At 28.1% G+C, this 25,637-nt stretch carries 26 protein-coding genes; 6 read left to right on the top strand and 20 right to left on the bottom strand.

The window, feature by feature from the left end:
- The first annotated feature begins 4 nt into the window (after nt 1–4).
- Both IC175_RS13995 and IC175_RS13990 read left to right on the top strand, forming a co-directional pair.
- The gene (locus IC175_RS13995; RefSeq protein ID WP_227851640.1) at nt 5–2,512 is read left to right on the top strand and encodes an MFS transporter; all 2,508 of its coding nucleotides are present in this window, start codon (nt 5–7) and stop codon (nt 2,510–2,512) included.
- A gap of 432 nt (nt 2,513–2,944) precedes the next feature.
- Nucleotides 2,945–3,352, top strand: a complete 408-nt coding sequence (locus tag IC175_RS13990) for a helix-turn-helix domain-containing protein (protein WP_227434283.1) — start codon at nt 2,945–2,947, stop codon at nt 3,350–3,352.
- 231 nt (nt 3,353–3,583) lie between these two features.
- On the opposite strand, the gene IC175_RS13985 is transcribed toward IC175_RS13990, so the two are convergent.
- Entirely contained in the window at nt 3,584–3,793 is a 210-nt protein-coding gene (locus tag IC175_RS13985) for a hypothetical protein (protein ID WP_227434282.1), read from the bottom strand.
- Between the two features lie 37 nt (nt 3,794–3,830).
- On the bottom strand, nt 3,831–4,040 hold the full coding sequence (locus tag IC175_RS13980; RefSeq protein WP_227434281.1) for a helix-turn-helix transcriptional regulator: 210 nt from the start codon (nt 4,038–4,040) through the stop codon (nt 3,831–3,833).
- Between the two features lie 298 nt (nt 4,041–4,338).
- Between IC175_RS13980 and IC175_RS13975 the strand changes: the two genes are divergently transcribed.
- Nucleotides 4,339–4,749, top strand: a complete 411-nt coding sequence (locus IC175_RS13975; RefSeq protein WP_227434280.1) for a helix-turn-helix domain-containing protein — start codon at nt 4,339–4,341, stop codon at nt 4,747–4,749.
- 235 nt (nt 4,750–4,984) lie between these two features.
- Nucleotides 4,985–5,440 carry a hypothetical protein gene (locus tag IC175_RS13970; RefSeq protein WP_227434279.1) on the top strand — a complete coding sequence of 152 codons (456 nt, stop codon included), beginning with the start codon at nt 4,985–4,987 and terminating at the stop codon, nt 5,438–5,440.
- A gap of 169 nt (nt 5,441–5,609) precedes the next feature.
- Here the strand turns inward: IC175_RS13970 and IC175_RS13965 are convergent, their stop codons facing one another.
- The 18 genes from IC175_RS13965 to IC175_RS13880 all read right to left on the bottom strand — a co-directional run bounded on the left by IC175_RS13965 (nt 5,610) and on the right by IC175_RS13880 (nt 24,059).
- Nucleotides 5,610–6,407: an N-acetylmuramoyl-L-alanine amidase gene (locus IC175_RS13965; RefSeq protein WP_227851639.1), complete on the bottom strand. Its 798-nt coding sequence runs from the start codon at nt 6,405–6,407 to the stop codon at nt 5,610–5,612.
- A 1-nt stretch (nt 6,408) separates the two neighbouring features.
- Nucleotides 6,409–6,672: a hypothetical protein gene (locus IC175_RS13960; RefSeq protein ID WP_227834624.1), complete on the bottom strand. Its 264-nt coding sequence runs from the start codon at nt 6,670–6,672 to the stop codon at nt 6,409–6,411.
- 244 nt (nt 6,673–6,916) lie between these two features.
- On the bottom strand, nt 6,917–7,270 hold the full coding sequence (locus IC175_RS13955) for a CD1375 family protein (protein ID WP_227834625.1): 354 nt from the start codon (nt 7,268–7,270) through the stop codon (nt 6,917–6,919).
- Between the two features lie 17 nt (nt 7,271–7,287).
- Complete coding sequence (locus IC175_RS13950; protein ID WP_227851638.1) at nt 7,288–12,465, bottom strand: RCC1 domain-containing protein; 5,178 nt, start codon at nt 12,463–12,465, stop codon at nt 7,288–7,290.
- A gap of 21 nt (nt 12,466–12,486) precedes the next feature.
- The gene (locus tag IC175_RS13945; protein WP_227851637.1) at nt 12,487–13,473 is read right to left on the bottom strand and encodes a phage tail protein; all 987 of its coding nucleotides are present in this window, start codon (nt 13,471–13,473) and stop codon (nt 12,487–12,489) included.
- Nucleotides 13,474–14,172, bottom strand: a complete 699-nt coding sequence (locus IC175_RS13940) for a putative phage tail protein (RefSeq protein ID WP_227851636.1) — start codon at nt 14,170–14,172, stop codon at nt 13,474–13,476.
- A complete protein-coding gene (locus IC175_RS13935) occupies nt 14,169–15,221 on the bottom strand; it encodes a baseplate J/gp47 family protein (protein ID WP_227851635.1) in 1,053 nt (350 codons plus the stop codon). The genes IC175_RS13940 and IC175_RS13935 overlap by 4 nt, the downstream gene beginning before the upstream one ends.
- The gene (locus tag IC175_RS13930; protein WP_003438449.1) at nt 15,214–15,642 is read right to left on the bottom strand and encodes a DUF2634 domain-containing protein; all 429 of its coding nucleotides are present in this window, start codon (nt 15,640–15,642) and stop codon (nt 15,214–15,216) included. The genes IC175_RS13935 and IC175_RS13930 overlap by 8 nt, the downstream gene beginning before the upstream one ends.
- A complete protein-coding gene (locus tag IC175_RS13925; protein ID WP_227851634.1) occupies nt 15,642–15,968 on the bottom strand; it encodes a DUF2577 family protein in 327 nt (108 codons plus the stop codon). The genes IC175_RS13930 and IC175_RS13925 overlap by 1 nt, the downstream gene beginning before the upstream one ends.
- A 15-nt stretch (nt 15,969–15,983) precedes the next feature.
- On the bottom strand, nt 15,984–17,618 hold the full coding sequence (locus IC175_RS13920; RefSeq protein WP_227851633.1) for an NlpC/P60 family protein: 1,635 nt from the start codon (nt 17,616–17,618) through the stop codon (nt 15,984–15,986).
- A 203-nt stretch (nt 17,619–17,821) separates the two neighbouring features.
- On the bottom strand, nt 17,822–18,244 hold the full coding sequence (locus IC175_RS13915; RefSeq protein ID WP_227823677.1) for a phage baseplate protein: 423 nt from the start codon (nt 18,242–18,244) through the stop codon (nt 17,822–17,824).
- On the bottom strand, nt 18,244–20,691 hold the full coding sequence (locus tag IC175_RS13910; protein WP_227851632.1) for a hypothetical protein: 2,448 nt from the start codon (nt 20,689–20,691) through the stop codon (nt 18,244–18,246). Before IC175_RS13910 ends, IC175_RS13915 begins: the two co-directional genes overlap by 1 nt.
- A complete protein-coding gene (locus tag IC175_RS13905; protein WP_227434270.1) occupies nt 20,691–20,858 on the bottom strand; it encodes a hypothetical protein in 168 nt (55 codons plus the stop codon). The genes IC175_RS13910 and IC175_RS13905 overlap by 1 nt, the downstream gene beginning before the upstream one ends.
- A 26-nt stretch (nt 20,859–20,884) precedes the next feature.
- Complete coding sequence (locus IC175_RS13900) at nt 20,885–21,331, bottom strand: phage tail assembly chaperone (RefSeq protein WP_227823675.1); 447 nt, start codon at nt 21,329–21,331, stop codon at nt 20,885–20,887.
- An 81-nt stretch (nt 21,332–21,412) separates the two neighbouring features.
- Nucleotides 21,413–21,841: a phage tail tube protein gene (locus IC175_RS13895; RefSeq protein ID WP_009896262.1), complete on the bottom strand. Its 429-nt coding sequence runs from the start codon at nt 21,839–21,841 to the stop codon at nt 21,413–21,415.
- A 13-nt stretch (nt 21,842–21,854) separates the two neighbouring features.
- Complete coding sequence (locus IC175_RS13890; RefSeq protein WP_227851631.1) at nt 21,855–22,919, bottom strand: phage tail sheath subtilisin-like domain-containing protein; 1,065 nt, start codon at nt 22,917–22,919, stop codon at nt 21,855–21,857.
- Between the two features lie 4 nt (nt 22,920–22,923).
- Complete coding sequence (locus tag IC175_RS13885; RefSeq protein ID WP_227851630.1) at nt 22,924–23,367, bottom strand: DUF6838 family protein; 444 nt, start codon at nt 23,365–23,367, stop codon at nt 22,924–22,926.
- A 251-nt stretch (nt 23,368–23,618) separates the two neighbouring features.
- On the bottom strand, nt 23,619–24,059 hold the full coding sequence (locus tag IC175_RS13880; protein WP_227831199.1) for a hypothetical protein: 441 nt from the start codon (nt 24,057–24,059) through the stop codon (nt 23,619–23,621).
- Between the two features lie 467 nt (nt 24,060–24,526).
- Between IC175_RS13880 and IC175_RS13875 the strand changes: the two genes are divergently transcribed.
- Both IC175_RS13875 and IC175_RS13870 read left to right on the top strand, forming a co-directional pair.
- Complete coding sequence (locus tag IC175_RS13875; protein WP_227434265.1) at nt 24,527–24,847, top strand: XRE family transcriptional regulator; 321 nt, start codon at nt 24,527–24,529, stop codon at nt 24,845–24,847.
- Nucleotides 24,848–24,929: 82 nt separating this feature from the next.
- Entirely contained in the window at nt 24,930–25,436 is a 507-nt protein-coding gene (locus tag IC175_RS13870) for an ImmA/IrrE family metallo-endopeptidase (protein ID WP_227434264.1), read from the top strand.
- Nucleotides 25,437–25,637: the final 201 nt, after the last annotated feature.

Here is a 25,637-nt window from a genome sequence, read left to right as displayed (position 1 = left end):
GGTGGTGTTTACCTTGAATTCTAATACTAGTATTCAAAGCAAAGATAATAATCCAAAGTTATTTTTAGTACTCACTCTTTATCTTTTAGGTATATTTATGGGAGCTATTGATACTGGAATAGTATCACCAGCAAGAACAATTATACAAAATAGCCTAGGTGTAAATGAAAAAACAGGAATTTGGATGATTACTATATATACACTAACATATGCATCTGTAATCCCTATTTCTGGTAAATTGGCAGACAAAATAGGAAGAAAATATGTATATTTAGTTAGTATATTTCTATTTGGTAGTGGCTCATTAATCTGTGGATTATCATCATTATTTTCCAACTTTTACATTTTACTAATTGGCCGTGTTATACAAGCTATTGGTGGAGGCGGAATTATGCCAATTGCTACAGCAGAATTTGGAACCACTTTCCCAGAAAACAAAAGAGGTATGGCTTTAGGTTTAGTTGGAGCAACTTATGGTATAGCAAATATTTTAGGTTCAAGTATAGGTAGTACAATACTAAGTATATTTGGAACTCAAAATTGGAAGTGGTTGTTTTTTGTTAACCTTCCAATATGCTTGGTTATAATTATTGGAGGAATACTATGTATTAAAAATAATAAGTCTACATCTACAGAGAAAATTGATAAATTAGGAACATTAATGTTGATATGTATAATAGTATCTTTGTTATATGGTCTTATGAATATAGACTTTTTTAATTTTAAAAATTCTCTACAAGATACATCAGTTTATCCTTATTTATTGACATTTATAATACTTATACCTATTTTTATATTTGTTGAAAATAAAGCTAAAGACCCTATTTTGAATTTCGAATATTTTTTGAATCCAAGAATACTAATAGTACTCATTTTATCTTTAATTGTTGGTATTGGAATGATGGGTATGGTATTTGTTCCACAATATGCTGAAAATGCATTAAAAATAAATGCTGGTTCTGGTGGATATTTTGTTGCTATATTAGGATTATTTGCAGGTATTGCCGCTCCTTTGAGCGGAAAACTTATTGATAAGTTTGGCGCAAAAAAGATACTGTTACTTGGATTTTCAGTATCTATGATAGGCTCTCTTTATCTGATTTTAATTGCACTAAAAACCAATACAGTATTTAGTGTATGTGTAAGTCTTATATTTATGGGATTAGGAATGGGATTTACTATGGGAACACCTTTAAATTACATGATGCTTTCAAATACAAAAATAGAAGAATCTAATTCTGCACTTGCAACACTGTCTCTGATACGTTCAATTGGAACTTCAATTTCACCTGCAATAATGATTGGATTTATAGCACATGCAGGATTATCTGTACAGGATAATATTATGGATATAGTTGGTAAGCCATCAACACCTAAAATAGTTCAACTTGAAGAACTTGAAACTATGATAGATGATTTAAAGTCAGACTCAGAAATGGCTAAGAATTTGAAAAATATTTCTATACCAAACATGAACGATTCATCAAGTATTAACATGGATATGACAGATGGCAAACTCCCAAAATACTTACTAGACAAAGTTCAATCAGCAGATACAACCAATATTACCAACATCACAAAAGAAATATCAACAACAATGTTTGATGAAAAAGTTCCTTCTGTAATTACGAAAATAGAATTAAATGTCCAAAAAGGAATAGATGGTACTCAAAGTGGAATAAATGGCATTGAAGAAGGTGAAAACAAACTAAACAGTGGCATCAAAGGAATTCAAACTGGTATTGATAATATGATAAAAGCTAGAACTGGTATTAATCAAGGAATAGCTGGAATAAAAAAAGGTATCGCTGGCACTGATAAAGGCATAAAAGGTATGGAACAAGGTATAAAAAAACAAGATAAAGCTATAAATGAAATGACACTTGCTTATAATAAAATACCTACAATACCACAAGGTACTACTCCTTCTGATAATGAAAATTCATCAAATAATCAAGAGCAAAATGACACTAGTAATTCTGACTCAAACAGTAATAAAAATGATTCTACAGAAAATAAAAATAACAATTCTAGTGAGAATAAACCAAATTTAAATGAAAAAAAAGAAGCTCTAAATTCTCAAATACAACAACTAAAAAAAGCAAGAGCTGAGTTAAACACCAAATTGCAAAAAACTAAATCTCAAAGAAAAGAATTAAGTAAAAAACTTAAAAACATGGAATCTCAAAAGAAAGAACTTCAGAGAAAATTAAATGATTCCATAAATAAAAAACAAGACATGGAAAAAGGTTTTGACACAATGGAACAACAGAAAAAATCGCTTCAATTAGTTCTAGCAAAAACACAGGAATTAAAAGATGAAATACCAAAAGCTTTTAATAAGTCAAAACTAGATTATATAAATTCTATAGAAAACAATAAAACAAAAATAGAAAATACACTACAATCTACTCTAAATTTAGGATTTAGACAGATGTATATAACAGTTTTTTGCGTAAATTTACTTGCATTCATAGTATTGTTATTCTATAAAGAAAACAAAACTAGATAAACAAATCCAATAGTATTATATTGTAAGCCTATATTATATTTTAAACATTTGAAATTCTTTATCTTTAACTAATATAAACTACAGTATAATACTATTCTCTTTCTAATATCTATCCTTAATATAATTTTTATATATTCTTCATTATTAGAAAATTATATTTTCATACCCAAATATACTTTAAAAGTAATCTATAAAATATATTATTGAAACTACTTTATTTTCAATATCTACTTTTGTCTATTAAAAGATATCTATAAATCAAAATAAACCATATATTTTCAATTATAATATGTTAAAATCATAGTATGAGTATATTAATTTAAGCAAAATGTCATTTAGACTTTATTTTAGTAATTTTATAAAACAAAAGGAATATACCTCGATTTTTAATGTCATTTGGACTTTATTTATAAAAAGAAAGGAGTGTGTTTCATGGATACTTTAGGAAAAAGAATTGCTTATTTGAGAAACTCCAGAAAACTTACCCAGCGTAAACTTATGGACATTTTAAAATTTGAAAACTTAGGTAAGTTTGAAACTGGAGGTAGAAAGCCTAATTGCGATATATTAATGTCAATAGCTGATTATTTTGATGTTAGCACTGACTGGCTTCTATATGGAAAAGAAAAAGTAAACTCCAATAATAGTGTTAAAGAAAATAAGGAAGATTATTTGTATAATCTACATGTAACTGATGATGAAATGATGGTATTAAACCTCTATAGGCAATTGAATGAACGTGATAAAATAAAAATAGAAGGAATGCTAGAGTTTAAGATATCTGAATATAAAGAATTAGAAAAACATTCTCCTACTGAGGATAACGATAAACCAGTTTAAACATACATAATTTGATACGAATTTACATCATTTGTAGAGATTCTTTTTTTGTGATAAATTGGCAACTAAAATATGGATATTAAATTGCTCAAATAAACTATGATTTAATTACAAATACATTTATTGTAGTTGAATTAACATATCCATATTTTAGTTTATATGTTTTTTATATGTTTTTAAAAATATTCTATATCACTATGTAATTCTTTCTATCTCTAATTAATATATTACTTACGTCTTTAATTCTTCCAACATCTTTTTATATACAATTGTACATCCTTCGTAATTTTCCTCTTTAAGAAGGATTGAGCATGAAGTAGAATATTTAGTTAAAATATCCAATTTTTCCATGTTTAAACTTCGTACACCATTGAGAGCTGTAATAAAATCATCAATTGCTCTACAGCACTCTATTACTCCATCTGAATCTAATTTACACATAAGAATATGTCCCTTCTTCATATATTAGTTATTAATATTAATCTTCTTCTGAGTATTCTATATTAAGCAATTGATAAATTGATGATTTATATTTTTTTCCTGTCCTTCTGCCATTTAAAATAGCTGACAAATAGTTTTCATTAACACCGACTTTTTTTGCTAATTCCCTTTGAGTCATGTTTAATTCAATAAGCCTTTGCTTGACCTGTATTCCCAAAAAAGGTATCCATTTTTTTCGAGTATCCATTTAATCAAGTTCCCTTTCTAAATAATTTATATTTATTTTTATTATTAAACTTATACACCTCCCTCTGTTTAGTATATTTTTTAAATATGTACAAATATTAAGTACATGAATTTATTTAATACTAAATAAGATTTTTTGATTACTTTGTGCTAAAATTAGGATGTAATTTCGTATCATTAAATTAATTATAAAGTCATTTTGACCTTAAGTCAATATTTTTTATGTCATTTTGACCTTAAATTTGCAACTATCTATATTTTAAAAAGTCTTTCTGACATTAATTGAATGGAGAGTGTTTATGGATACTTTAGGAGAAAGAATTGTTTATTTAAGAAAAACAAAGAACCTTAAGCAATATGAATTAGAAGAAATGTTAAACTGTGATAATTTGAGTAAATTTGAAAGAAATATTAGAAAACCAAATTATGAGATATTAAAATCCATAGCTGATATATTTAATGTTTCTGTAGACTGGCTATTAAATGGAGATAATATATCACAAGAATCAAATTTAATTTGCGATTCCTCACCAAACTATCCATTTAATAGCATCAGTTCTAATGAAATAAAACTTTTAAAAAATTTTAGAAAACTAAGTGATTATGATAGAGCAAAAATAGAAGGTATGATTGAATTAAAACTTCATGAATATGAAAAAGAGAAAGATTTTGAAAAAACTGAGTATGATAAAAATAAAGATAAAAAATAGATAAATAATTTTTATGTTGCTTTTGATACGATTTTACATCATTTCTTTGCTCTAATATTTTTATTTCATTTATTTTCTTTTTTATAGTTTTATGATAAAATAATTAGTATATTTTGCTTTACTTGAATGTAATTATTTATACAAAAGTCAAACATAATATAAATGTAGTAAATTTTTAGTTTCAAGTAATCTCTCGTTATTATAACTAAATATTTATTAAAATTAGGAGGATAAAATGGGCTTAAAAGACAAATTCGCGCAATCATTTGCTAGATCAAAAACTATGAGTGGCCCTGAGAAAAAGGCTAATGAAATAATGGGTAAATTACTTCTTAAGAAGGCTATATTACCTATCGTTTTAATGTTCGTGATAATAATCGCTGGAGCTATGCTGAAAATCAATTCTTGGGTTACACTTGGCATAAATTTAGTTATTGCTGTTGGTGCTTTCTTCTACATAAGAAATTCTAGTAAAAAGTATCAAAACTTTAAACCTTATGTTGGCAATTTGATTAGTTTAGAGAAAAAAGGTAAAAAAGAGTATGTTGCTATTATAAAACAAGGTAAACTACCAGTTAAATTACAAATTGCTTATGGTGGTGAAGACCTTGAACATATTAAGAAAAATCAAATGGTTCAAATAAGTTATAATCCAGATGCTAAAATAGCTATTTTAGTTAACAGACAATAATTTTATAGTTTAATTATAAAAAGAGGTAGCATTAAATACTACCTCTTTTATATTTTTTCAATTTTAACATTTACTTCGTTTTATTTAGTTTTCTAATTAAACTAATTTATTCAAATTTATTATCTACTTTCCTTGCGCATTTATTTTTGTATACTTCTCTTTCTGTATTTTAGTTGTACTTTTCTAAGTACTTTAGCACAAGTTCAAAAGTTTCTTTTCTATCATGTCCGACAAATTCAATATATTTATCAGAATAATTTTTTATGACTTCTGTAGCTTTTCCACCTATAGAAAAAATATTTTTTGCCATTTTATTTTTATAGTCCTTTATATCAATTAATAAGCTTTTTTCTATATAAAATGACATTATGATTGCAATTGATTTATCAACTTCTCCAGAATATACTATTACATTTTCATAAGATTCCTGTAAGTTATCTTCTTCTTTTATATTTTTATTTAGTATTCCTTCTGCTATTAGTTTTGCAATTGTATGTTTACTTCTAATATAATAGTCAGTATCTGCTTTACTGTCTACAAAACAAGTTTCGATTAGTATTGCTGGCGCTTTAGTGTGATTAAACCAGTATAGGTTTCTTATATCTTCTTTCGCTCCTCTATTTTTAAACACAGTTGAAAGTTTTGAGTTTACTCTTTCCGCATATATTTTTCCGTTGTTTGTTTTATATATTGTTTCTGTTCCTATGGGATTTAGAGTTGTCTTATTTGCATTGAAATGGATTTGTACTGCTAGGTCTACATCTTGCTTGTTGGATATTTGGCATTGTTCTGATAGATATTCATTTGATTTGTCTATTTTACCAGTATATGTTGTTGCTCCTCCTAGTTTTAGCCATTTTACTATTAAGTCTGTTAGTATTCTGTTTTCTTTTCCTTCATCTATATAGCCAACTGCTCCTGTTCCTTTTCCATACAGTGTATGTCCTGGTACTATTGCTACTTTCATATTATACACCTTCTTTTTGTAACATATCTTTTATATCAGTTACATTTTCTTTGATTTCCTCTACATCAGTCTTCATTGTTCCCATCTGTACAAGTATATTTTTATTTATTTCTTGTTGCTGAGTAGATAATTCTATAAAATTTTCTACAGTTTTTTTGTACATATCTCTATCTTCTTTTTTCTCTTGCATAGTGTTTTTAAATAAAAGAGCACATAATATCCCTATTGCTCCTAGACTGCTCAATTCGGTTATTAATTTATCCATTATATCCTCCTATCATCTAATTTTTTTATATTTGTATCTTGAATTTTTATTATATTTTAATATCATATAATACTCTGTTTTTTGACACTGTTATTTGTATATTTAGTATTTTAATTTTTTATAAAATTAATTAAATCTATAAAAAATTAATATAGCAAAAAATAAGTACAAGGTCTTAACTTCAGTGATTAAGACCTTGTACTTTGCATAAAAAAATAACTACTCTATAGTTATTCTAAGTTTACTATTCAACTGGTATTTCTAGTTCTTCACATCTAATTCTGACTTGTTCTCTAATTATTGTTGGTACCTCTTCTATAGTTTTCTTTCCTCTTAAAATTAATGCTACATATACTTCTACCATTCCACTTTCACCTCCAGATTTTGATATATTAAATGTGCTTATACTGTGAACTTCATTGACAGGAATTTGACTTAACAACATCTCATATATTTCTGCATTTGCTATAAAGTTACTAGTTATATCATCATCTTGTTTTACTTGACCTACACTTATGTCTGAAATATCTTTATATTGCATTTCTACTTTTCTACCTTGTTTGATTTGCTCTATTTTGTTTTTATCAAATTTAAACAATTTTTAACACCTCCATTTTAAGCTTGTGGCTCGTTGTTTTCAGCATCATACCTAAAAATCATAGATGGACGTTTTATAGCTGTCCATTTATCTCCTTTTTCTACTATGATTTTAGGTTGAGCACTTTTTATATTGGCTTCTTCTAATTCATATATTTCTTGATAACTTGAGTCTGATTTTTTAATTTCAACTAGTTTCATATCTTTGAATAAGTCAGATTTATTTATTTTTACTTGAACCTTGTTTTTATTTATCAATTGATATATAGGGTCTCCAAGATTTAAATCTTCTTCAAGTCCTCTATCTAGAGTAATCGTAATATCTTGTTCATTAGATGTTGTATTGACTACCTTATACATTCTATTTCCTATCATAACATAAGAGTCTTTAATTATAGAATTTCCAGTACTCTCTTTAAAAATGAATAAAGATGCATATAAATCATCACCTTTACAATAAGCTCTAAATAGTATCTTATTTTCTCCTATTTTAATTTTATCTGTTGGTATCTCAAATGATATCTTCTCAGTAGTTAAATCACTTACAGATTTTATACTTTCTCCATTTATAAGCATCTCTATTCTGCTTATATCTTTATTTGGGTCTTGTATTTTTATCTTAATTGATGAAATTGACTTTTCAGTAATTTCTATAGCAGCATTTGTTGTTCCTACTTCTGATATAATATATAATGTATTGTCTGTTACAAGTACATCCTTCACTGTACTCACATCTTCTGAAATAGGTACTATAGTAAATTCTTTTAAAAACTCTACTGGTTGTTCAATCTTATAAACATCCCTATTTTTTCCAGTAACCCACACTGAATTGTCATTTTTAAGTACTAATATATGGTCACTTCCATATGACTTTATTTCTCTTATATCTGCTAGTGCTTTTGTAAAGAACTTGATTATAGTATTTTCACTCTCACTTCCTAATCCTAAAGCACCCTTGTCATTATATCCTTGTACAAATAATTCATTGCCTGTAGTTACTACTAAGGTATAGTTTTTACCACAATGTACCTCTTTACAGCTAGACACAGTTGTAATTCTTTGTAATTCACTAACTGGGTTATTATGACCTATACCTAACTGATATTCAGAGTTTTTACCAATTGACCAAAGGCTATCATCAGATTTTATAAAATAAGTAAAATTATCTCCACATGAAACATGTTTTACATCTGATACATTAATCTGTACAAATTCATCTACTTGATTTATAGATAAATCTTGTAATAGCTCTCCATGATAGTTTGTACCACATCCATACATTGTTCCATCATTAAGTAATATAATAATATGAGTTTTAGAAATAGACACCTCTTTTATATTTTCATATGGAAGTTCAGTATAAAGGTCTCCTTTATATAAATTTCCTAATACAAGACCATAGTCAATATCTTTTGTAGTTGGTATAACTATCTTATTATTTAGAAGTATGAAGTTATGTCTATTTTTAATAGATGTCATATCGCCCATTACAAAGTTCATGTGTTTATAGTTAAAGATTCGATTATCATTATTTCTACTATCGTATCTATTTCCAACACCTAGTTGTCCATAATTATTTAATCCACAAATATATATATCATTAGTATCTTTTATTGCTATATTGGCATATTCTAAAGGAAGAATTTTCTTTACTCTTGTGTTGGTTTTTATAAATGTATCTCTTTTAGTTACATCACCAACACCTAATTGCCCATAAGCATTTGAACCTGTGCCATATAAATCACCATTATCACTTACATAATATCCACATCTATAACTCATACTTATGTCTTTTGCTTTTGATGCTATTTTTTTAATCTTTTCTGGAGTCTCACTTCCTGTACCTGAACCATTACTACATTTACCTGCAGTATATACATCACCTTCACTTGTAAGTAAAAGTACTGCATTGTTTCTATTTGGAGCTACTTTTACTACATTTGAAATTGGAATTTCAGAAAATGCACTTTGATTGCTATTACTATTTAGTCCTAAACAATAGTCAGTATTTAGCCCTGTACTATATGCAGTATTATAGATTGTTATTATATAAGTATTTATTTCATTTGGTATAACTTCTTTTACATTTTCCATACACTTTATAAAACTATATTGGTCAGTAGTATTTCCCATACCTAATTGTGAATTATTATTATATCCACAACAATATGCAATATTTGTATCTTTTACAATGAATGTTGTTGTATCTGAGCAGTATACATCTCTTACATTTGTTATATTATTTACAGTAAATGTTAGTACATCTGGATGATTGCTCTCACTTCCTAGACCTAGTTGCCCATGAGTATTTTCTCCACATGAATATAGTGTGTTATCATCTTTAATTGCATGTGAGTGAGTAGTGCCTAAGACTACATCTCTTACATTTTGTATGTTTACTTTGGTAAATGTATTTCTATTTACTATATCACCCAATCCTAATTGTCCTTTGGTATTTAATCCTGTAGAGTATAGTGTTCCATCATTTTTTATTGCAAATGTTGAGTTCCCATCTATACTTGTTGATATTTTCTTTATATTATCAAGATTTATTTGAGTAAACTTATTTCTATTTATTGTATCTCCTAGACCTAGTTGACCATAACTATTATTTCCTGTGGCATAGGCTGTTCCATCATTTTTGACTATAAACATTGCATTTCTTGATGTTGTAATTTCTTTTATGTCATCCATAAATATAAATGAATTTGATTGTTCAGTTATATTTGTGAATTTTTTTACTGGTTCGTTGTTATATTCTCCTATACCTAGTTTGTTAAATTGATTCACTCCTGTTACATATATATTATTATTTTTATCTACTACTACTACAGTATTTTCTTTTACAATTATATCTTTTATGTCTTTTAATCCTGTATCATAGCCACTTACACCATCTAGACTTGTCATATTTCCAAATTCTCCATTATTAGCAATTCCATATCCATATAATTTAGAACTGCTAGAAGTTATAATAAAAGAATTTCCCATATTTGAATATTCAGAACTAATGCTAGTATAACTTTTATATCCAGTAGTAGATGAGCCAAAGGTTTTAGGATATCCAGTAACATATGTACTTCCTTTTTTAAAGTATAATATATTATCTGATGTTCCTATTACTTTTTCTATTCCATTAAAAGAAGTTTCTTGTATAAAATAAGTATTATGATTTGAATTTGTAACTTCAATAAAACTTCCATATCTTGAATAATCAGATATACTTGAACTACTACCTGTTGTTTTTGAATATCCATGATATCCTGTTAAATAAACATATCCACTTTCATCAATTATTGCACAACCACTATTAAAAGGAAAAATATTAGTTATTTTAGGTAAATCTCTAAGACTACTTGTGCTAGTAGATGATGAAGGTAATCTAAATAAAGATACTAATGCTTTACTTTGATTACTATTATTTCCTGTACCTAATTGATAATTATAATTGTATCCAGAAACATATAGTTTTCCTTCACTATTTATCATATATACAGAATAGTAATATGTTGCTATCTTTTCTATGTTACTTATATTTTGCTTATATGGATAATTACAAGCTCTTTCTATATTACTATAGGAATTATACCCCCAACCATATACCTCTTTTGAATGATTTAAAGCTATAACATAATTACTTTCTACACAAAAATCCTTTACATTCTCTATTTCTATTTTTGTAAATATATTTCTATTAACTTCATCTTTTAAACCTAATATCCCATAAGTATTTAAGCCACATGAATATAATGTTCCATTATTCTTAAGTACGAAAGTTGAGTTTCCATTTCCCTTTACATCCAAAACATTATCTATATCCACCTTAGTCATAACTGACCTACTAACATTATCTCCTAATCCTAATTGCCCGTTATTATTCAAACCACAGGCATATAATGTCCCATCATTCATAACAATAAACATATTGTTATTCGTCAACTCTATCTTCTTATAATCCTGAAAATTATCACTTAACTTTACATTTAAAAACTCACTATTATCTTTAGTAACATATAAATAATCATCATTAACCAATAAACCTGAATAATTATCTAAATTTGAAGACTGTATCTTTGAAAACTCATATAAAAAAGTTGTATGAAAGAATGAACCAAGTTGACCTGATAAATTACATCCACATACAAATATCTCTTTTGAACTATTTATTAAAAAGTTAAATTTAGAACCACACTTAATATCTTTTATATTTTCTATATTAACCTTAACAAAAGTATTTCTTGATGCTATATCTTTATTAGCATTAGCTAGTTGACCATAATTGTTTTGTCCTGTACTAAATAGTGTATTATCATATTTTAATATCATAGTATGATTATTTCCACAAGAAACATACTTGACATTATTTATATTCGAAAGAGTAAATACAATCGAATTATTATTATTTCCTGTACCAAGCTGACCAACACCATTATAACCTGTAGTATACATAGTTCCATCATTCTTGATAAGTATTGTATGACTACTACCACATGCTATCTGTTTTACATTGTCCATACCTTCTATTTTATTAAAAACACTTTTATTCAAAGTACTATTAATTCCCAATTGACCACTTGAATTTAACCCACATGCATGTGCTGTTCCATCCATTTTTATAATGAATACAGATTGATTATAAGTTACTACATCCTTTACACTATCTATATTTACTTTAGTAAAAGTAGCCCTATTGTTAGTATCACCTAATCCAAGTTGACCACTTGAATTTAACCCTGCTGAATATAGAGTTCCATCATTTTTAAGTACAAAAGTAAAGTCATAACCACATGCAACAGATTTTACATCATCTATTGGTAACTTAGTAAACTCATAATACACTGTAGACTCAATTACTCCCAATTGACCTACATTACTTGTTCCTGCTCCATATGCAAATCCATCTTTAGTCACTGCTACACTATGCTTTGAGCCACAAGATACATATTTTACATTGTCAATCTTTACTTTGCTAAACATCCTTCTTTCTGATGAATCTTTTCCCACACCTAATTGAAAACCTGTGTTGTCTCCACAAGCATATAAGTTACCATCTGACTTTAATCCAAAGGTACTATTACTTATACCAGCAAAAAATTCTACGAAATCATAATCGTTATATCTTTTATCAAAATCATCCACCAATATGTTCTTATCGTTAAAATAAGCACCACGTTGTAAAAGTTTATTTTGCTTCATTCTCAGAACTACCCCCTTTATTTATCTTATTTCATATGAATACTTATTTAGAGTTATATCTTTTTGCTCTTTTAAATAAGTATTACTAGATTTTGTCTCAACAAAATTATTATCCATATCATGTATATATCTAACTCTATTTGCACTAAATGGTAATACCACATCTCTAAAAACCACATTACCAACTTCGCCTGTTATACACTTTCTATTTAAATCTAATTTTAGACCTTCTATAGCTACTATGTTGTTTCCATTTGCTAATGTATCATACCAGTAACCTGCCTCATCTACAGTTACTTCTGACTCTAATTCTAAGTATATTAATATATCTAATACTTTTTCAGATAATTTGTTATAGCTATTTTTTAAAACTGATATATCAGTTTGTATCTGACCACTTATAACATCGTCAAAAGATATATTTTCTATTTTTTTAACTACTTCATTTATAGCACCTGATAAATTTTTAGAATCTGTAGTTAATATATTTACATCACCAATATTAACTCTTATTTCTTTTATATTACTATCAAATTTATCATCCAAATCTTGAATATCCTTTTGAGTCACAAAAACCAGCGTTGGGTCTACTTCTAATGTTACATTTGAAGTATTAGACAATTGTAAAATCATCTTTACAACTAAATCTTTAATACTGCCATCTTCAGCACGAGGCTTATACGTCTCTGGATATTTACCTATAGCTATTATATTGTTCTCATTGTCCAAAACAGCAGCTTCTCTTATCATAAATCCACCAACTGTTCCTGGTAAAATAGTCTCTATAACTATCCAATTAGGATTTTTCTCATCAATTCTTAAAGAATTTATATTTCCTTCCCAAACTACATTCTTTAAAGCAGTTTGTTCTTCTGTTGGTTCATAATATTCTCCATTACTATCTCCAACTTGAAACTTGGTCAATCCTACAAGCTCTCCTAGTGCAGTTGCATTTGCTATTTTTTCTCTACCAATTTTGGTTAATATTATATAAAATTTTTCTTCCAACTATACCACCTCCTGTTTAGGATAAACTACTACATTTTCAACTCCTGTATCATTTGCAATAGCTATATTAATCTTACAATTACTTTCAATATATTTAATACTTAAAGGATAAACCTTTATTTCTTCTCTACTTAGCATTCCAGCTCCACAATTTATAACGGCACTACATTTTATAATTGGTTCAAAATATGGGTGAACTTTTACTTCCTCACTACAGACCATACCTCCACCACAATAGACCATACTTTTATCCAGTATTATAGGCTCTAAATAGTGCAATAAGTGAGCAGGTTTTACTTTTTCAATCATATCACTACAATCTAAAAGAGTTTTATAGTCACAGTTATTTGCTATAAAGCTCAGTATGAACGTAAATTCATCACTATAAATTTTTATGTCTGTTTCTGATTTTATATAGGCTTCACATATACTTTTTATAACCTCAATAGTACTAGTTCCTCTACTTCTCATTTTAGCTTTTATATTACTACGTCTTGTATTAAAATCAATGTCTTTTTGTTCGATGCAGAGTATATCTTCCCACACATCTAGACCCCACGTTGCAGTATCTACAAATAATTGGGCAAAAGTATCATCAATATCATATTTGAGAATATCTAACTCTGTATCATATGCATTTTGTATCTCTTCTACAATGTAATTTCTATCAAATGATGGCAGTTTATCAATTAGTTTCATTGATTTTCCACCTCGCTAAAATCAACAGATGTTACACTTGGTATTTTGTCCTCAGTAATAGTTATATTATCTGTGCTTCCATTTATAAGTAAATTGCTTAAATCATGTACACCAATGGTGTTTATAAGTATTCCCATAACCTTTGTATAAATTATTTCTCCTCTAATCTCTCTAAAGTATGAATTTATACTTTCTAAGAAAGATTCTTTAACACTATCTAAGGTGTATCCATCTTCTAATTTCATTACTGCACTTATATTTATTTCTATTGGTGCTGGTGTCACAACTGTTATAGTTGGTCCAATAGGTTTTTCTTCATCTAGATGTTGCTGACATCTTTGAATGGTTTCTGTATCAACAGCTTGATTGTTTTTCCCAAATATAAGGACTTTAATCGTACCTGCCCCATCCCACCTTGGATAAACTTTGACATTGTACACTCCATCTACTTCCAAAGCCCATTCTTCATAATGAGCTTTATTTCCACTTGTAGCTTGGTTTCTTTGTATCTTATAGAATCGTTCTTTTAACTCTTCATCTGTCTCTATATCTGTTCCACCTTCAAAACTTCTTGTATTAACAATCTTTGTGATACCAGATATATTGTCAACCAACTTGAATTCACAATTTGTAGATATATTATATTTCTTACCGACTTCTAGAGCTTGAACTGGACTATTGTCACCTTCTTCACTACCAATAGTTACATCTTTTATTACTACAAATAGTAAATCGCTATATGATATTACTGTTCCATTAGTTATTACAGTTCCTTTTTCTCCAATAAATTCAACTTCTCCATTTGACTCTGTTCCCAACTTTCTATATACACCAAATTCATTAACTCTCTTGTCAAGAAACTGATTATATGTATCTTGTATAAAAGCCATTTTATGTATTTTAGAAAGTTCTATATATATCTTTGCAAGTTCTAGATTATTTCCAGATACCATATTGTTTAGAAAAGAACCCTCACCTTTATAAATATCAAGCTTGATATTTTCAAGAGTTCTATTTTTTATTATTTCATATGTCTGGTCACTATACATTTATTTCCACCTCCCCATAGATAGTGGATACTTTTACATTTGCACTTAATATGTCTCTGTTAAAGTTAGCACTTTTTACATTTACTTCTAATATATATGGATTTATTAAAAGAGCTTCTTTTATAAACCTGCTCGCTTCACTTTCTGTAAGGCCTTTTGTATATTTTTGCCCTATAAGTTCTGAAAGCTCTGTTCCATATTCTAAAGAGTATATCTCATGTTCATATCTATTTGTTTTTATACACTTGTATATCCAAACTTTTAAAGCTTCTTTTTTTTCAATTATTTTAAAATCACCTTTTTCTAAAATAGGCTCATCTTTTTCAAAATCCCAAGCCACTTCACGAAAGATTGGCAATTCTTCTGTTTTAGGCAAGATATAATCTTCTGGGACACCTATAAAAGGAAATATCGTACTCATTATAAACTCACCAACTTACTTACAACAGCAAATTTCTCGCCTATTCTAAACATTATTACCATGTCTCCAGATTCAAAATTATCTATAAAAGGATTTTTTACTTCATGTTTATGTTCTTGACTTGTTTCTGTATCAAAGGATTCTATCTGTCTATCAAGTATCCAACTATCTATTAAAATATCTTCTTTTTCTAATATGATGTTGTTTGTCTCTATTTTTAAATCTGGTAATTTACTTTTAATTTTTCCAATAAAAAAAGAAGGTTGATTATGATACTTACCTTCGTTTCTCATTATTCCTATAAATTCATTAATCGGATTTGCCATTATATCACCATCCTTTTATAAAACTCTTTGAGCTGTCACAAAGTTTTTAGTGTAATAACTACCACTTAACTTGCTTATTTTTACCACATCACCCTCATGTGGAGCATGGATAAATTCTCCATTTCCAATAAACATACCAACATGTGTTATTTCACCTTCAGGCCCATTTTTTGAAAATAAAACTAAATCTCCTGTTTGTAAACTTACTTTATTTACTGCCTTGCCTTTTCTAGCCTGCTGTCTTGCTGTTCTTGGAAGATTAATACCAACTTTCTTAAAACAATAGACCATTAATCCAGAACAATCAAAACTACTTGGCCCATTACCACCCCATTTATAAGGCTTGCCTAGATGTTTTTTTGCTTCTGATATTACTATTTTAGCTTTATCAGATACATTACCAGCATAACCACCAAGAATAATTTTTCCTTTTCTCTTTCCAAACTTTTTCATTTCTTCTGCATTTTTTACTAAAACATCGATATGATAAGTTCCATCTTTTTCTATAATTATGGCAGAACCATTATCATTGACCTTATAGACTCCGTCACGTCCAGAAACGCCTGTTACAAGTCTTACTTCATCACCATATTTAAATAATGGATGTTTTGATAGGAACTCTTTTGTGTAATAAGGCTTTTCATAAGCTCCAATCATAGGTGCAGCACATGTCTTTTTAGATGGATTGAGCTTTTTCTCTCTACAATCTGTATCTCCACCTTCTATACCAGGTCCAGGATAATAGGCTGTAAATATAGTAGCAAACTCCGTTCCTCCTGTATAACCTTCTCCTCCTAAATTACTTTCTTCTTTAGGTTCATCTTGACCTGCTGACTTTTCATCCATAAGATTTTGAAAGTTAAGTTCAAGTTCAATTTGATACTCTCCATTTTGCCATGTATGTTTATCTGTATCTATATAAAATAACCCTACAAGCTTTGTATAGGAATCCTTAACTTTTACCCCTCTACCAGTTATACAACTTACATCTCCGTAACCTCTGAGAGAACAGCTTTTTTCTATACCTTTAAACTCACTATCCACATCTACATCTTGATTTTCTTGTTGCTGAATTACTTTTTGCATTATTACATTTACTTCTTTAAAAATTTCACTGTCTACTTTTTCACTAATCTTACTTCCATACTGGTCTACTACTATCACCTTATTTTTTACATTTTCCATACTTTCTGAAAAAGTAGTATTTATAATATTAAATCCCTCTTCAAACATAACACTTAGTGTAACAGTTCCTTTTTCAATAACATTAAACTTATCTAAATTGGCTTCTATCATATACTTTTTCTTAGTCTTCTTGCTTGCCTCTGTATATGCACTCATTATAGTATCATATCCATTTACTCCTATAAACATCTTAGTATACTTAACATTAGTCTTTGCTATTGTTCCAACTGCAAGCTTATTTTCAGCAAAGACTTGCTTTGCTATATCTTCAACTAACTTGTCTTTAAAGTTGTATGACACTTCACTTTGTGTAAGTAGAAATCCCATATCTTTAGATACAAAACTAATTTCATTACTACTTGAATCTTTAGACCTATTAATTATTATTCCTCTAAAAAGCTCTTTCTCATCTACATAAAAACAAATCGTACTAGCTATTGGTATATCTATTTGTTGAAAATTCACATCAAAAGAAGATTGGATTATTGAAAACTCTAGAGTTCTTGATGGAGATTTATAATCACCTGACCAAGAAACTTTATCTACTATATCAGTTATATCATATATACTTCCATTTTTTATGTGTACCCAAATTTTAATAATAAAAAATCACCTGCCTTTTCATTTAACTTTATCAGCAGTTGTTTACAACTTATTATCCATAATAGTTATTTTTTTGGAGTTACCTTTGGTATTTTTATTCTTTTATACTCTTTTAAGTCTAATGTAAAATACACATCTCGAGTCCCATCTCTTTCTTCATAGCTAAAGCCTTCAATTATGACCTCCATATTTATATTTGTTTCTGTAATTGTAAATCTTAATATAAGACCTTCATTCATCCATTTTTCAATCTTATTTACACAATCATATGGTGATGGAAAACCTGTATAATCACAGAAGGTATAGTATTTATTTGGAAAAAAACTTGATATTGAAATACTTTTAAGAGCTATACCTCCAAAAGTTGCTATTTCACCTATTTTGAGTATACTAGAAGAGTTTACAGCAGCTTTTCCATTAATACTAAAGGAAGATGGAAATACTGGAAATCTAAATCTATCTTCTGCTTGTCTAAGCCACATTTCCATTATAATACACCTCCTAATTGTGCCATTTTTATACTTGAAACTAATTTTGATGTAACTTTTTCTATATCAGCTTCTTCTCTAATTACTATTGTATCAGCTAACTTGGCTATGCTTATATTTCCACCACTTTTTGCGCTTCTATATTGATTGGCTTCTTGTTTAGTCAAGACCATTTCTCCCTCATGAAGCCTTGTTGGGTAGTCATTGTAAGGTACATAATTTAATCCAAATGCCTTTCCAAACAGTGCACTTATATCAGGATTTGTACCTGAATCATGAGCTAATCCACTGTCCATACCTTCTTCTTCATATTTCTTTCTTCTCTCTGTAATATATTTACCTATTTTAGCAGTTATCGGGCTTTCATTTATAGACTTAACCATCTTCTTCCATGAATCGCAAATTAAATTTATAAAATCAGATAAGTTTTTTAATGCATCAAGAAAAGAATCTAAAAGTGGCTCCAAAAACTTCCATGCTTCTTCTAAAATTGGACCTAATGTTTCCCATACAGTTTTCCATACGTTACCCATAGTTTCAATAAAATAATTTATTTGTGGAGCATGCTCTCCTAAAAAGGTAAAAATTCTTGTAATAATTGGACTAACAGCCTCAACTACAGGCCCAATTAGTTGAAATGCTGTAGTTACTATTGTACCAAATATACTTATTAACCCTTGTGCAATTGGTGATTTATTATTTATACTGTCTAGTAAATTATTTACTAAGTTTACTACTGGTAATAATGAATCCATTAGTGCAGTAAAGTCAATATTTTGTAATAGTGTATTTCCTGTATTAACAATTGCTTTTGGAGCATTCCCTATCATTCTTGCTGCACTATTTTCAAAATTTTCTTGTTTATTTTCAGTCATCATTTTACGCTTTTCAACCTCACTAGAAAGTCGAAATTGGGCAGAATCAGGAAGCCCTTTTTTATTTTTCATACTTCTAAATTGCATTTGTTCATCCTTATTACTAGTAATTCCTCTACCATTCACTACATTACCTATCTTTTCGGCCATTCTTTTAGATATACTAGCTAAATTTGATAACCCACATTCTATAAAAGTTTTTATTTTCTTTATTCCTTGACCTAAAATATCATCGAAAGGTTTAACAATACTCTTCAAACCATTATTAATACTTGTTTGAGCACTTGCTATTATACCTGGTATTGTATTACTCATTTCTTTAGCTAATCCCATCTGCTTTATACTTATACCTTCCAATGCTTCATCAAAAGTTTTATAATTTTCTCCTACCAAAGTATTAAGAGATTCCATATTCCCCTTTGCTGCACTTAAAAAAGCTGCTGATACATCTTGTGTACTACTTGTATCCATATTTAAAGCTCTAACATCTACCATAGCCTGAGTTATATCTTCTTCTTTTTTACCCCCAGTAATATTACTAATCATTTTAGCTTTAGTTCCCATTGCAACAACATCTTCAGGATCAAAAGGTGTATCATTTGCCATATCTACTAAACGATTATAATACTTATCAACATCTTTTTTACTAGTACTCCCAGTATTTCTTTTCATTACACTTTCTAAAACAACTTTCTGATTTTGCTCTTGACCAAGTAAGTCAACACCCTTTTTCACAGCAACACCTATAGTAGCACCATTTGTTAAATCTGATATCTTCCCCTTTATAGAACTAAGTATTCCACTCGCCATATCCTTTACAGCTATTGCACCTGTCCATACCTTCCCTGCAAACAATCTCAACTTAGGAAATACCTTACTTATAATACTACTTGCCATATCTTTAAGATTAACAATTCCTTGCCAGCTATTTTTAATAAAGTATTTCAATTTTTCCAAGAGATTACTTACAACACCCTTAGCTGTATCCTTTATTTTTATTACAACTGGCCATGCTTTGTCACTAATCTTTTTTAACTTTTCAAGTACTTTACCAAGTACCTTTTTTGCACTTGAATTTTCTATCTTTAACCTTATATTAGAAGCAAGGCTTCTTAGGAAACTTATTTTTGAATTAGCTTTTTCAATCTCTTTAGCTTTAAAATCAAATATTATTATAATTTTGGCATTTGAGTTCAATTCATTTTTCTTTTGAATCAGCTTACTGAAATAATCAATAATCATAGCTATAGTTACTGCTAGTCTCATAATACTTCCATTTAAACTTCCAATCGTTCCTGAAGCAGAATTTATACTAGAACTTAATTTTGTCATAGTAGAACTTGTACTACTAGCAGTAGTCTGAACTTTTCTTAAAGAAGAATTCAAACTATTTAATGTACTACTTGCACTTCCAATAGAATTTTTTATACTACTAGCCATTACATTAGTAGAAAGAGAAACAGCCACAGTTGCTCTTCTAAAAGTATCCGTTACTGATATGATTTGATTCATCTTTGGAGTGTAATTATCTGTAAGATACATATTTATACCTTCTTCTCTTACATTACCCACTATATACCACCTCCTGTCAAAGGACAAACTCCGTATCCATGCTTCATTTTTTCAACTTCCTCTTCAATTTCTAAGGCGAAAAAAGCTTCAATAAGCTTTAATTCGCCTTTATCCATTGCATAAAAAAGGGACGGTCTAATACCTTTTGTCTTCCAATAATAATACATTATTGTAGTTTTGGTATCCGTCCCTATTAGTTTTTTACCTCTTCTATTACTGCATTTTTACCATAACCCATTACATCTTGAAGGATTCTGTATAAATTAGTAATTTCACCTGGTAACAATAGCTTTCTTGCCAATTCCTTTGGAGTTGGAGCCTTAAATTTACTCATTAATTCCTTGTTTTTAAATAAAAGCTTTCCATCTAAATCACAAACACCTTCTATAATTGTAAGCATCTGCATCTCTGGTAAGTCTATATCCGTTTTCATATTTTCATCAATTTTAAGACAAGTATTTTGTATCTCCTCATCTTTACTTATTGTTAAAGCTTTGCACATTACTTTAAATTCCTGATCAAATATACTTGATAATCTCTTAAGTTCAACTACAGTACTTGGTCTTTCTAAATTGTCTGTATCTGCATTTAAAAGTAAGTCTACTATATTTATATTTTTTGATAATCCATTTTCACTCATTATTATCTACTCCTTTATCAATCAATTTCTATTAACTAACAGCATTTATTAACTATATATTTACTAACTATCCAGATAAAACTAAATTATATCAAGGAAGTCATACTCAGTAAATGTGAAAGGAGCCTCTATTTCTCCTTTTACTCCAACTTCCCAATCAGCTAAAGTTAAGTCATCAAAAGCTATATTTTTTACTGCTATTCTTTCTGCTCCATAAGAATCTGGGTCATTTAACTTAGATATAGCTACAAATCTAGGTTCAGAACCTCTTTTTATCTTTTCTCCAATTAACTTATGCATTCTTGAACTGACATGATATAAAGTTATTGAACCTTTCCCTTTATATCCCATATACTTCGTATCAGTTCCCATTTGACCTGCTATTATAATATCTTCTTTTGTAAATTCCATCTTTGCTTGAAATTTCTTTACTTCTGCTACTTTATCTCCATCAAGCCAAAGTTCTCCCCAAGTACCACTCATTACATTTCTAGCTTCCATATTTGCCATATTAATAATCCTCCTATATTTCTATTGATAAATCTATATCTTCCATAGCATCTAGTGCTTTTATTGTTGCTTTTAAAAATACTTTAGAACCAGTATTAGCTTCTTTTATTTCTTGTGAAGTCATATAAGATAAATCTATTCCCTTTAATTTCAAATAAGATTTTTGTGCTTCAAAATCTATTTCAACAGTAGAATTGGACTCTATAAGAGCAGATTTTTCTAGCTCTTCTAAATAACCTTTTATCGATACTATTAATAGGCATTTATTATCGTAACTATTAGTAACTTTTCCTATATAGTCATCTATAATTACCTTTCTTATATCACTATGTATAATATCCAAGGTGTCAACTATCTTGATTTTTTGGAACATCTCTCCTTTTTCTTCAGTTAAATCAGTTAAAGAATTTATTCCTCTAGCAATTCTTATAGCTCCAGCTTCTTTAATAAGGATAAGCTCTCCATTATTAACTTTTGACTCTGCATCAGCTTTAGTGTTTTTAGGTATATCAATAACATCACCAAGCTTAGTATAAGTTATTGATTGACTTAAAGGTGTTCCTGCTATAATACCAGCTATTCTACTCGTAAACTCCTCAGCACTATACTTCTTTGTTCCAACTAATGTATCTTCTGTAGTAAAATTAATTATTCCCTCATGATTTCCTGCAACTTTGCCCAATATCGCTTTAACTTTAACCTTATCTGTATCTCTAAGTTTAATTATCCAGCTTTTGATGACATTCTTATCAGCTTCTATTGCTTTAGGCATACATAAATAATTAAATTCTTTAGTTTCTAAAAAGTCTAAGGCACTTTGAACCTCTTCCTCTTCTCCTAACACATAAACTAGTACTTTATTTGGTGCATTGACATTTCCCATCAAAGCCATTTTTATATAGTCTTTATTTTCAGCAGATAAATCAACTGGTATATCCTCTTTTTCATGTATTTCATTAAATCCTAATGCTTTGGTATCTTTAAGCACTATTGCAATTATTCCTCTAGCTGAACGCTCTTTAACAGTTGTAGCTAGCTCCTTAAATGATATATTGATACTTGGTAATCCTATAGCCATACTATCACTCTCCTAAGTTTAAATTTATTTCTTCCATATTTTCATATACTTCTTCTTCTTCATATACACTATCAAGAAAGTTTAATGTAATTGAAAAGTTCAATGTATAAATTGACTCTTCTTTTTTAATGCTTTGTTCAATTTTAGTTATATTTAATTTTCTATCTCTTACATTTACAGTTCTATTAAATAGCTTATCAAGTTCATCTGAAACTTCATACATTCTTATATTATTTGATTGTGGTCTTGGTAAATACTTTATAGACATAACAACATCTTTGTTATTTGTCTTTAACATTATGGGTGTAGAAAGAAATGATACCATACTTACAAAAAAACAAGACCCTTCTGAGCCTTGCACACTTTCATCATCAATAAAAATACTTTCATCAAAACTTTTTTTAAGTATATCAATAATTGTTTCTAATATTTCTTTCTTTTTAAGCAAATAATCACCACGCTATCACTAAATATTTTTTTACTTAATGTGGCAAACTTCTTATGAGTAGCATAAGTAATTTTTAAAGATACATCTAATTTCTCTACTGTTATGTTCCCTCTATATTTTTAGGTAATATCATGTTTCTCAATTCCTCACCTCCCTCACTATAGATTTCTTTCACAATAACATTATCTCATGTATTTCAGTGGGTGTTGTTGCCATAGTGTGTATAAAGTGTTGTAAAAGTGTTATGTTTTTTATAATATTTCACTTAATTTACAAATCATCTTTTTCTTTAAGTTGTAGCAAGAAGTTCTATCTAAATGCAATTTCATAGAAATATAGGTCATGTTATTTTTAGTCTTACTATTATAAAAGAGATTAAAAAATTCCATCTCCATATCATTTAGACAAGTTAGAGCATTTTCTATTTTTTCCTTTTCTATTTCTATATCATCTTTTTCCATTTTTAATTTTCTTAATCTCTCCTCTTTTTTTACAACTTCATTTTCAACAGAAGAACTTATATTATATGTAGTACTAGTTTTTTCAGTATAAACTACAGCTCCACATCCAAAGTATTCATTTTCACATCTTTTTATATCTAGGTTAATATTCTTTATCTTTACATCCAAATACTTGTAATTATGTAATCTTTCATCTACTTCCTTAAGTAATATATCTTTTTTATTATCCATTGTATTTCTCCTTTTTATATTTTATTGTCTTTAGCCTTAACTTTATAATGATAGTTTCTAATCAATAGCCTTATTGCAAGTTCCACAAACTTTAAAGAACATTTTGTTCTATATATATTCAAAAAATTTTATTCATATTTTGTTCTGAAATAACAGAATTTTTTATGCAAAATAAATCATAACTTTTTATGTCTATTTCTACTCTTGATATATAATTATTTGTAATTCCCGCTTTCTCCAAATTTAGTTTGCGACAACCTTATAGATTCTCTGTAACCTTTTAAATTATTTTTAAACATACTTTTCTCCTCCTAGTATAATTAAGAATATTTTGTTCTTATCTATATTCATTATATAGAATTATTTGTTCTTTATCAATATTTTTTAGAAAAAATCATTCTTTTTTCTTTTATTAGTTTTAATTTTTAGAACAATTTGTTATAATTTATACATAAGGTGGTGTTATAATGTTTGCCAAAAGATTAAGAGAACTTAGAAAGGAATTTGGATTTACTCAAAGAGAACTTGGTGAAAAAGTAGGAGTTTCTCAAAGAGTTTTAGGATACTATGAAACAGAAAACAGATTTCCTGATGAACATATTTTAAATAAATTGGCTGATGTATTTAATGTATCAGTTGATTACCTTCTTGGAAGAACCTTGGTTAAGGAAAATATTGACACTGTTGCGGCACATAGAAAAAATCCACATGAAGACTTACCTGAAGAAGCTCAAGAACAACTTAATGATTATATAGAATTTTTACTAAATAAATATAAAAAAAAATAAACTATATAATGAGCAGATTTATTTCTCTGCTCTTTTAATATAACTTTTCATCAAACATACATTCTATATTAGGGGGATTTTTATGAATAATTTGGATAAACTTTTTGAATTAGCTTCTCAGGAAGAGATAATAATTCATTATACCACTCATATTGCAGGTGACTTAGAAGGATTATATATAAACAGGCATGGTATAAAAGTTATATCATTACTCAGTAACTTAAAACAAAATACCAATAAACTTACATCCATATTAGCAGAGGAACTTGGACATCATTTCACTAGTTTTGGATACTATATATCCTCTTATAATGATTATTACACAAAAATCATTATAGATAAATGTGAAAATAAAGCTTTAAAATGGGCTTGTGAATTTTTAATTACAGAAGAAGATATAATAAATATAATTAATTCTGGTATTACTTGTGTTTATGAAATGGCTGATATGCTTAATGTAGATATCAAATTTTTTCAAAAAAGATTGGAATTCTTATCATTAAAAAAACAAACTTTACCACTTGGTAATAATAAATATCTTGTATTAACTAATTTGCCATATTTCTACATATTTGATCCAATTTCATAATAAAATGGTAGTAATTTTAATTGACTTAATAGCAAAAATCTATATATTTATTTTAGCAAATTTTGGTTTCTATAAACTCAATATTAATATATAATAATGATAGCACATTATTTAAAATTCTAAAAACAAATACATGCTTTTTTAAGAAAGGTTGTTTGATGAATGTATAAAGAAAAGTTTTTTGATAATTATTTTAAGTTC

Source organism: Clostridioides sp. ES-S-0123-01, from assembly GCF_020658415.1.
In the GTDB taxonomy this organism is placed as follows: Bacteria; Bacillota; Clostridia; order Peptostreptococcales; family Peptostreptococcaceae; genus Clostridioides.
The sequence above is the reverse complement of the archived record's forward strand: the minus strand, read 5'-3'. Positions and strand labels throughout refer to the sequence as shown.